The 10,139-nt window shown below is 31.1% G+C and carries 10 protein-coding genes; 6 read left to right on the top strand and 4 right to left on the bottom strand.

What is annotated here, in order from left to right:
• Positions 1 to 158 precede the first annotated feature (158 nt).
• The 3 genes from V6137_RS19530 (at position 159) to V6137_RS19520 (ending at position 3,737) form a co-directional block, all read left to right on the top strand.
• Positions 159 to 695: a DUF5673 domain-containing protein gene (locus V6137_RS19530; RefSeq protein ID WP_425449643.1), complete on the top strand. Its 537-nt coding sequence runs from the start codon at positions 159 to 161 to the stop codon at positions 693 to 695.
• Positions 696 to 757: 62 nt separating this feature from the next.
• Positions 758 to 1,942 (top strand): MFS transporter, encoded by a 1,185-nt coding sequence (locus V6137_RS19525; RefSeq protein WP_425449642.1) that lies wholly within the window; start codon positions 758 to 760, stop codon positions 1,940 to 1,942.
• 172 nt (positions 1,943 to 2,114) lie between these two features.
• Positions 2,115 to 3,737: an ABC-F family ATP-binding cassette domain-containing protein gene (locus tag V6137_RS19520; RefSeq protein WP_425449641.1), complete on the top strand. Its 1,623-nt coding sequence runs from the start codon at positions 2,115 to 2,117 to the stop codon at positions 3,735 to 3,737.
• A 13-nt stretch (positions 3,738 to 3,750) separates the two neighbouring features.
• On the opposite strand, the gene V6137_RS19515 is transcribed toward V6137_RS19520, so the two are convergent.
• The 4 genes from V6137_RS19515 to V6137_RS19500 all read right to left on the bottom strand — a co-directional run bounded on the left by V6137_RS19515 (position 3,751) and on the right by V6137_RS19500 (position 7,134).
• Complete coding sequence (locus V6137_RS19515) at positions 3,751 to 4,527, bottom strand: ABC transporter ATP-binding protein (RefSeq protein ID WP_425449640.1); 777 nt, start codon at positions 4,525 to 4,527, stop codon at positions 3,751 to 3,753.
• Complete coding sequence (locus tag V6137_RS19510; protein ID WP_425449639.1) at positions 4,514 to 5,398, bottom strand: ABC transporter permease; 885 nt, start codon at positions 5,396 to 5,398, stop codon at positions 4,514 to 4,516. The genes V6137_RS19515 and V6137_RS19510 overlap by 14 nt, the downstream gene beginning before the upstream one ends.
• A 1-nt stretch (position 5,399) precedes the next feature.
• On the bottom strand, positions 5,400 to 6,404 hold the full coding sequence (locus tag V6137_RS19505; protein WP_425449638.1) for an ABC transporter substrate-binding protein: 1,005 nt from the start codon (positions 6,402 to 6,404) through the stop codon (positions 5,400 to 5,402).
• 307 nt (positions 6,405 to 6,711) lie between these two features.
• Complete coding sequence (locus V6137_RS19500; RefSeq protein WP_425449637.1) at positions 6,712 to 7,134, bottom strand: HutP family protein; 423 nt, start codon at positions 7,132 to 7,134, stop codon at positions 6,712 to 6,714.
• 225 nt (positions 7,135 to 7,359) lie between these two features.
• On the opposite strand from V6137_RS19500, the gene V6137_RS19495 reads away from it, so the two are divergent.
• The 3 genes from V6137_RS19495 (at position 7,360) to V6137_RS19485 (ending at position 9,964) form a co-directional block, all read left to right on the top strand.
• Positions 7,360 to 8,103: a SagB/ThcOx family dehydrogenase gene (locus V6137_RS19495; protein WP_425449636.1), complete on the top strand. Its 744-nt coding sequence runs from the start codon at positions 7,360 to 7,362 to the stop codon at positions 8,101 to 8,103.
• A gap of 196 nt (positions 8,104 to 8,299) precedes the next feature.
• Positions 8,300 to 9,337 carry an aldo/keto reductase gene (locus tag V6137_RS19490; protein ID WP_425449635.1) on the top strand — a complete coding sequence of 346 codons (1,038 nt, stop codon included), beginning with the start codon at positions 8,300 to 8,302 and terminating at the stop codon, positions 9,335 to 9,337.
• 90 nt (positions 9,338 to 9,427) lie between these two features.
• Positions 9,428 to 9,964 (top strand): hypothetical protein, encoded by a 537-nt coding sequence (locus V6137_RS19485; protein WP_425449634.1) that lies wholly within the window; start codon positions 9,428 to 9,430, stop codon positions 9,962 to 9,964.
• The last annotated feature ends 175 nt before the right edge of the window (positions 9,965 to 10,139 follow it).

Genomic DNA, 10,139 nt, shown 5'->3' with positions numbered 1-10,139 from the left:
GGGAATGGGCAAAAATGAATATAGTATTATGATAGGAGGTTTAGGAGGAGGTTCAATAGGCATTATTTTTATATCTTCAATAATGATGAATTCAATAGAAAAGATTACAGATAATCGTTATATACAAGTATTAAGTATGGTTTTAACGGGGGATGATAATGTTGAATAAAATCTATGACATAGGACTTCCTATTATATATATATTTATATTAACATTATTTATAATGAAAATAATACTAAGGTTAAAATGGAGAAAAAAGTTAAAGGAGATAGAGGGAGGAAGAACGGGAGAAATTATTTTAAAGATAAACTCTAAAAAACTACCAGATTCACTAGATGTTTTGGTACTAATAGCACACACATATATAATTTTTACTATAAATTATATAATAACAAAAGTTTTCTCTACTGTATTTATAATATTTATGATGATAATAATAATAATGGATTTAACAAAAAGTTTTTATATAATGAATGATGGTATAAGATCTGGAAGTACTTTTTTTACGTGGGCTGAGATTAAGTCATTTAATATTGAAGAAGGAGAACTACCATTTTATAAGGAATTTTTTTTGACTATCAAATATATTGCTAATAATAAAAAGGAAATAGAATATAGACTTAATATAAAAGAGAGTAAAGAAAAAGTTAATGAAATCGAAAAAGTTTTGCATAAATATATTAGAACAAAGTAACATACAAATAAGACCTTATATTTGGTATTTTATAATTAACAAATACTAAGGGAGGTATTTATTTGAATAATAATAACATAAAACTAACCAAAGGTCTCATTCTACTAATGGCAATAACATCGGGATTAACCATAGCAAGTACTTGTTATAACCAGCCTCTTTTAGGACTTATGGCTAAGGACTTTAATGTATCTAGGGAGAATATAGGTTTAGTGGCTACATTGACCCAATTAGGTTATGGTTTTGGAATGCTTTTTTTAATTCCCCTTGGGGATATAAAGGAAAGGAAATCCTTAATTCTTAAGGTTTTAACCCTTTCTGCTATAGCCTTAGTTCTTGTCAGTGTATCCATGAATTTTTATTGGTTACTTGTTGCAAGTTTTTTATTGGGATTTTCATCTATTATAACTCAACTTTTAGTTCCCTTTGCAGCTAGTATAGCCAAACCTGATAGACGAGGAAAGGTTATAGGAACTATAATAAGTGGACTTATAACGGGTATTTTATCGGCTAGGGTTGTAAGTGGTTTTGTAGGACCTAGACTTGGATGGAGAGCAGTATATATTATATCAATATTTTTAATAACAATATTAACACTGACCCTTAAAAGGTTTTTACCAACCAGTAAAGCTAATTCTAAGGATAGATATATTGATATAATGAAATCTTTAGTAGGAATTATTAAAAATAATCCAGTGGTAAGGTCATCTTCTATAATAGGCCCCTGTATATTTGCATCATTTCAATTGTTCTGGACATCTATAGTATTTTATTTAGACTCGCCGGTATATAACTTAGGTTCAGAAGTGGCAGGGTTATTTAGTTTAGTAGGTATAGTGGGAGTCTTTCTAGTACCCTATATGGGAACATTAAGTGATAAGAAGTCTCCAAGGTTTGCGATAGGGGTTTCGGCAACTTTGGCATTTATGTCCTTTGTTATACTATACTTATTTGGTAGTTATTTGATAGGGCTTATAATAGGTGTAACTATACTGGACTTTTCAGTTAATTCATCACAGGTATCAAATCAAGCTAGGATAAATGCCATAGATTCCCCTGCTAGAAATAGATTTAACTCTATATTTATGTCATGCTACTTCTTTGTTGGTTCATTGGGATCATTTTTAGGTTCCTATAGTTATAATAAACATGGATGGACAGGAGTTTGTGTAGCAGGATTTATATTAGTTTCCATTGCCATTATAACCCATTTTACCCTGGGAAGACAGAGATATAAAGGGGTATAACTAGGGAATAAAAACTAAATTAACTTATTTTATAAAAACTATTTAATAATACTATAAAAGAGTGTATAATTAGAGATGTTGATAAAAATTCCACAGTAGCCTGTGGGATTTTTTATATGCATAAAAAAACTGAAAGGGGGACGTTATACAGATGGCTGTATAACAAACTACTTTGATTACAATAACAGGTTTAGGACTAAGATTTGGAGACAAAAAATTATTTAAAGATGTAAATGTTAAATTTACCCCAGGAAACTGCTATGGAGTAATAGGAGCCAATGGAGCAGGTAAATCAACCTTCTTAAAGATATTATCAGGAGACATTGAACCTAGTGAAGGGGATGTATCTATAACTCCAGGGGAAAGATTAGCAGTACTAAAGCAGGATCACTTTGAATTTGATGAATTTAAAGTTTTAGATACAGTGATTATGGGACATAAAAGACTTCATGAAATAATGAAGGAAAAGGATGCCCTTTATCAGAAACCGGATTTCAGTGAAGAGGATGGAATAAAGGCATCTGAGCTAGAGGCTGAGTTTGCAGAACTAGATGGCTGGGAAGCAGAGATGAATGCTGAAAAGCTACTTATGGGTTTAGGTATAACAAAGGAATTACATGATAAGAATATGAAGGAATTGAGAGCCAATGAAAAGGTAAAGGTACTATTAGCCCAAGCCCTTTTTGGAAGTCCCGATATTTTATTACTAGATGAGCCTACAAACCATTTGGACTTTAAGGCTATAAATTGGTTACAGGAGTTTTTAATTAACTTTGAAAAAACAGTTATAGTTGTTTCCCATGATAGACACTTTTTAAATAATGTCTGTACCCATATGCTTGATATTGACTTTGGGAAGGCTAAGCTATTTGTTGGAAACTATGACTTTTGGTATGAATCAAGTCAATTGGCATTAAAATTAATGAAGGAACAAAATAAGAAAAAAGAAGAAAAGGTTAAAGAACTTCAAAACTTTATTGCAAGATTTAGTTCCAATGCATCAAAAGCCAAGCAGGCAACTTCAAGGAAAAAACTTTTAGATAAAATCAAAATAGAAGATATAGAACCGTCATCAAGAAGATATCCCTTTGTTGGTTTTTCTCCTAATAGGGAAGCTGGGAAAGATATATTAACTGTGGAGGGTATCAGTAAGACAATTGATGGTGTGAAGGTTTTAAATAATATTTCATTTACTGTAAACAGAAATGATAAGATTATTATCTTAGGAAGAAGTGATCTATCAAAGACGGTTTTATTTAAGATTTTAATGGGAGAAATGGAACCCGATGAAGGGAGTTTTAAGTGGGGAGTTACTACTACCACAGATTATTTACCTAAGGATAATTCAGCTTATTTTGATGATGTTGATTTAGACTTAATAAATTGGTTAAGACAATATTCTGAGGAGAAGTCAGAGGCCTTTATTAGAGGTTTCCTAGGGAAAATGCTATTCTCTGGAGACGAACCATTAAAAAATGCTAAGGTTCTATCGGGAGGAGAAAAGGTAAGATGTATGTTCTCTAAGATGATGCTTTCAGGGGCAAATGTTTTATTACTCGATGAGCCTACAAACCATTTGGACTTAGAGTCAATTCAGGCAGTTAATAATGGATTAAAGGCATTTAAAGGAACTATGTTATTTACATCCCATGACCATGAGTTTATACAAACTATTGCGAATAGAGTTATAGAAATAACTCCAAAGGGAGTCTTTGATAAGGAAGTTACCTTTGATGAATTCTTAGAAGATGAAGGTGTACAAAATAGAATAGAGGATATGTATACTATTGTGTAGGGGCTGAATATATTCAGCCCCTACACATATTTAATTGAATCTGTTGAAAATAATCCATAAGTTTATCTATAGTTAAAGATTTTTTCTCTTCTCCAGCTATATCCACAATAACTTTACCCTGATGAAACATAAGAAGTCTATTACCAACCTCTATAGCTTGATTTAAGTTATGGGTAATCATTAAAGTGGTTATTTTCTTTTTCTTAACTATATTTTTAGTTAGATCAAGTATTGTTTTTGATGTTTTAGGGTCTAATGCTGCTGTATGTTCATCAAGTAATAATAAATCAGGTTGTGACATTGTGGCCATAATTAAAGATAAGGCTTGCCTCTGTCCCCCGGATAATAATCCAACTTTGGTATTAAGTTGATCTTCAAGGCCTAGAGATAATTGAGACAATATTTCTTTAAAGTATTTTATATTCTTTTTATTAACCCCCATGGATAAACCAAATTTTTTGCCTTTATTATATGCCATAGATAAGTTTTCTAATATGGTCATAGAAGGGGATGTTCCCATTGAAGGGTCTTGAAAAACCCTTGATATAGATTTTGTTCGTTTATATTCAGGCATCTTAGCCATATTTTTATTATTGAGCCTTAAATAGCCGTCATCTTCTTTAAGCAATCCAGAGATAATATTTAAAAGGGTGGATTTTCCAGAACCATTACTACCTATTATGGTTATAAAGTCCTCTTCTTTAACATCTAATGAAAAACTATTAAATACTACCTTTTCATTTATGGTGCCTTTATTGAAGGTTTTATTTAGATTTCTAATTTGTAACACCGGTCTCACCTCCAAAATTAAATGCTTTTTTACCTTTAAAGCTAAAATGACTATTGTTAATAGCAAGGGTTATAATAACAATAACTGAGGTTATTAATTTTAAGTCCGTTGGAGGAAGTCCCAGTTTAAGGGCAAAGGCAATACTAGCTTTGTATAGTATTGAACCTATTAAAACAACTGTAGTGGATAATATAAAACTTGCTTTTTTAAATATTGTTTTACCAAGAATTATAGAAGCAAGTCCCATTACTATAATGCCAGTACCCATACCAACGTCGGAAAATCCTTGATATTGGGCCATAATAGAACCGGATAAGGAAACTAACCCCCCAGAAATCATAAGGGCAACTACTTTTGTTGTGCCGATATGGATGCCTAAAGAAGTTACAAGTTTTGGATTATCACCTGTGGCCTTTACTAAAAATCCAAACTTAGTTTTAAAAAATAAATCTAATCCTAATTTCATAATAATAGTTATTATAAATATAATATATAGTGGTTTTAAGTTGCTAATAAAAAGTGTGTTTTCATTAAATAATGGAACATTTGCCTTTCCCGCGATTCTTAAATTTATAGAATATAAACCTATCATAACCAGTATTCCTGATAATAGGTTTGTTATCTTATACTTTACATGAAGAAAACCTGTTATACCTCCAGAAAGCATCCCGGCTAAAAAAGATAGTATCATAGCTAAAAAGGGATTAATTCCTGAGGTTAAAGCAGAGGCGGTTACTGCAGCTCCTAAGGGGAAGCTACCGTCTACAGATAAATCAGGAAAGTCAAGTATACTATAGGTTATATAAACTCCAAGTCCCATTATTCCAAAGATTAAGCCTTGTTCTAATATATTAATCCAAAAGCCCATCATACTATTTACCTCCTTCAATAATTATTGAAGAATCTAGTATATCCTTAGGTATTTCTATATTAAGCTTTTTAGCTACTTTAAGGTTTATAATACTTTGGGTATCATCTAAAGTGGCTATGGGCATATCTTTAGGATTTTTACCTTCTATAATTTCCACTGCCATTAATCCAGTCTTGTGACCTAGTTTATAATAATCTATACCCTCAGTAGATAAAGCTCCTCCTTCAACGTGGGCCTTCTCTGCACCTATTATGGGAATATTCTTTTTAATACTCTTACTAAAAATCAAAGGCATAGCAGATGCCACTAAATTATCAGTTGGAGTATATAAAACATCAACTTTATTAAGTAAAGCATCTAGGGATTGGGATACTTCGTTTATATTTGTTACCCCTGTGGTTATTATTTCTAGATCAAGGTCATTAGCAGTTTTTTTTGCTCTATTAACTTGGATTTCAGAGTTAATTTCGCTGGTATTGTATAAAATACCTACTTTTTTTGCTTTTGGGATTAACTTTTTAATCATATGGAATTGTTTGTCTATAGGCATAGCATCACTGGTTCCTGTAACATTTGTATCCGATTTGTCCATTGCTTTTACTAAGCCAGATTTAACAGGATCTGTTACAGCAGTTATTAAAATAGGTATATCTTTAGTGGCATTATAAGCCGATTGAGCCGATGGAGTTGCTATGGCTAAAATCAAATCCTTATTTTGGGATACAAAGTTCTTCCCAATAATTTCAGCTGTGGGAATATCCCCTTGAGCATTTTGAAAATCTATATCTATATTTTTTCCATCTTTAAAACCCTTTGATTTTAAAGCATCAATAAAACCTTTACGACTAGAATCAAGAGCAGGATGCTCAATTAACTGGGTTATACCTATTTTGAATAATTCCTTTTGTGAAGCTGTTTCTGAAGAGGGTGATTTTTCACAACCACCTAAAATTGACATGAATATTAACACGATTAAACCAATAGAAATAAATCTTTTACCTACCATTCTACCATCCTCCTAAATATTTTATTATATAATAAAAAAACTTTCCATAGGAAAGTTTGAAACGTAATTAAATAGACCCTAGATACACCTTCTCTAAGGTTTATTTACATCACTATATCCTACATATCTACCATTCTACATATTATCTACTAAACTACTTAATCTACTATTCTACTTTAAATTATTATCGATTATATCTAAGTTATTTCATTTTGTCAAGAAATTTGATAATGGGATCACTAACTCCCTGTGCTCTTATTCTTGGACTCTGCATAGAACAAAGGCGGGTCAAAGGCGTCTTTATTCTCTAATTTATTTCAGGGATGGATCTATGTCCAAGACCTATAACTACTTCATTAAGATGTAATAACCCTATGCTCATAAATATACAAACACTTAAGTGCTCTTTGTATCTTGCTATTCCAATTTTTCCTCCAACATTTAGTCCATTGGCCTTTGTTGATACTTGCATTATAGCTTCTCTAGTAGCTCCAGCTACGGCACCATCATGAACATGGCAATCCTTAATAATACCACTTCTTTTAGATGCCACCAAAGCCCTTTCGATAATTTTAGGTATGGAATCTATTAAGTTCCCTCCAATATCTACTGCGGCAGTTTTTATTTCTTTTTTATTAAAACTGTGAACTAATTTGTTTTCAGCCTCTCTAGAGGATGATATAGCCATTTTTACAGATGCCTTAGCAATATCTGTACTACTCCAGTTCATAAAAATACCCTCCATAAATTTATTTATAACTTTATTATATATTAGAACACTATTTAAGTAAATAATTAGTGGTTTATATAAAAACTTAAGGTACCTCTAAACTTAGAGATTGAAAGTTTAAACTATTAGTATAATATTAAGACTGGTATTGACATCTAGTTATTGATATTGAAACCTAATAATGGTAAAATAAAACAAACTGAGACATTAAGGAAGTGATAAACTATGGAAAAGTATAAAACATATAGAAAGTTTATGAAATCTGATTTTGAACAAGATATAGAGTCGGATCAACAAAAACAATTACCTCAACCCCCATTACAAAAGCCATATGATAAAGAGAGGGTAATTATTGATTTACCTAATATAGAAAATAGTATACTAAAAAAGAATAGTATTTTGAGATGTATAAATGATAGAAAAAGTCATAGAAAATATACAGATAAAAGTATAACTTTAGAGGAACTATCATATTTACTTTGGACTACTCAAGGGGTAAAAGATGTAAAGGGAGACAACTATGCTACTCTTAGAACCGTACCATCGGGAGGTGCTAGACATCCATTTGAAACATATCTCGCTGTTGAGAATGTTCAGGGGCTTGAGAAAGGGGTATATCGTTATCTTCCTTTGTCCCACCAATTAATTCTTTTATATAAGTGTAATGAAATACCTAAAAAAATTACTGAGGGAACATTGGGACAGAAATTTGCGGGGACTGCAGCTGTTAATTTTATTTGGAGTTGTATACCTTACAGGGGAGAATGGAGATATGATATAGTATCCCACAAAGTAATGCTTTTAGATGCCGGTCATATGGCACAAAATCTTTACTTAGCCTCAGAATCCATTGGATGTGGAACCTGCGCTATAGCGGCATATGATCAAGATAAAATGAATGAATTGATAAAAGTAGATGGAGAAGATGAATTTGTATTATATATGTCGCCAGTAGGTAAGGTGAAGTAATAGATATAATTAGAAGGGGGAAGTGAAGTCTTAAGACTTCACTTCCCCCTTCTAATTATATTATACCATATAAGACAATGTAAAAAAAGACTTATATTTCCTAGATTTGTCCTATATAATAAAAATCACTATCTTTAGAAAAGTTAAATGTTACATTGCTAAAGTTAAAGAACTATTATATAAGGGGGAGAGAACTATGATAAAAGGATATGCAACATTAAAGGGAACAAATGCTTATTTTGAGAGGTCTAAAGTAGTCGACTCTATGATTGTAGAAGGAGAAAATTTTAGCACAAGTAAATTGGGGTTAGGAACTCACCTTGGAAACTTTAGTGAAGAAGATTCTAAACTTTATCAACAGGCTATAAGATATGCACTGACTAATGGTATAAATTTAATAGATACTGCTGTAAATTATAGAGGTATGATTTCTGAAAGGGACATTGGAAAAGTTTTAACTGAGTTAATTGAAGAGGGGTTAATAAATCGAGAAGAGATTGTTATATCATCAAAGGCTGGAATTATTCCTGGAGATGGGGAAATTATGTTAAAACCAGTGGATTATTTAAAGACAAAATTTATAGATGCTGGTATTTTAAAAAGAGAAGATGTTTATATGTATGAAAATTTAAGACTAACTATGAACCCCAATTATTTTCAATATGCATTAAATCTAAGCAGAGAACATATGAATATTGAAACCATTGACATTCACTACATACATGAACCTGAATTATCTATTAGTGTTTTGGGAGAAGATGAGTTTTATAAGAATTTGGAAAAAGTAATTGAGTTTTATGAAGAACAAGTAGAGATAGGAAAAATTAAAGAATACGGAATGGCAACTTGGGATGCCTTTCAAATAGAGGAAAATAAAGACTTGTATTTATCATTAGAAAAGGTTATGAAGGTTGTTGAAGGAATTAATAAAAATCATAATTTTAAACATATTATGTTACCATATAACTTAGACAGACCAGAAGCAAATAAGAACAAGACCCAAGTGGTTAATGGTAAAAGATGTACAATAATAGAGGCTGCAAACCACTATGGTATAAAAGTTAATACCAGTGGTTCCATAGGGAAAGCAAAGGGATTAAAAGAAGGTAAAACAGTTAGGGATTATTTAGAGTTTATATGTAAGACAGAGGGGGTTAATAATATTTTAGTTGGCATGAAAAGGATTGAGCATATGAAAGGGAATTTGTTAATATTGAAAGGATTACTTAGTTAACAATCAATATATCTATGGAAAAATATAGTTGTTTTATATATAATTATAATTAAGTTAATAAAAATTTTTTTATGATTAATAGGGGGGCAAATGTTTAATAGAACTATAAAAAGAATTGCTAGATATGTATTTTTTATTTTACTCATTATACAAATTGTGTTATTATTTTTAAAGCATTTTTTTGAGCTATATTTACTTTGGGATATTGTACCATACATTTTAGGATATATTATACTATTTTCAGTTTTTTTTATTTTTAATAAGAGCAAGATTAGAAATTTTATGATATATCCAGTTTTAATTATATTAATTTTAATATATAGCTTTAGATTTATACTACGTTCAGAAGAAAAAGACTTTTACTTTAAATCTCCTAGGGGTACAAACACTATAATAATAGAAGAATGTACATTTCTATTGGGAGGTTGGAGTAACGTCTACATACCTAAGTATGTTATTTTCAAGAAATTATTACCCCAATATAATATTTCGGCAGATAATGGAGGCAGGCCTTTCACTAATAATGATTATAGTATGAATTGGAAAAGTGAAAATGTAGTTGTAATAAAATATGACTCTTATACAGGTACGAATAATATAAAAACCATAACGATTAGTCTAAAATAACACAGGATTAATATACAAAGGGAAAAATCTTTAAAGATTTTTTCCCTTTATATGTGTGCCCAGCATGGACACAGTCTATAGGGTGAAAGTCCCGAACACCGAAGGTGATATAGGTGCTAGCTGAAGACAAGGGTGTCCACCGTGAGGTGGAATCTGAAGGAAGTCGGCGGCAAAA

Source organism: Dethiothermospora halolimnae, from assembly GCF_037577855.1.
Classification (GTDB): Bacteria; Bacillota; Clostridia; order Tissierellales; family VENL01; genus Dethiothermospora; species Dethiothermospora halolimnae.
The sequence above is the reverse complement of the archived record's forward strand: the minus strand, read 5'-3'. Positions and strand labels throughout refer to the sequence as shown.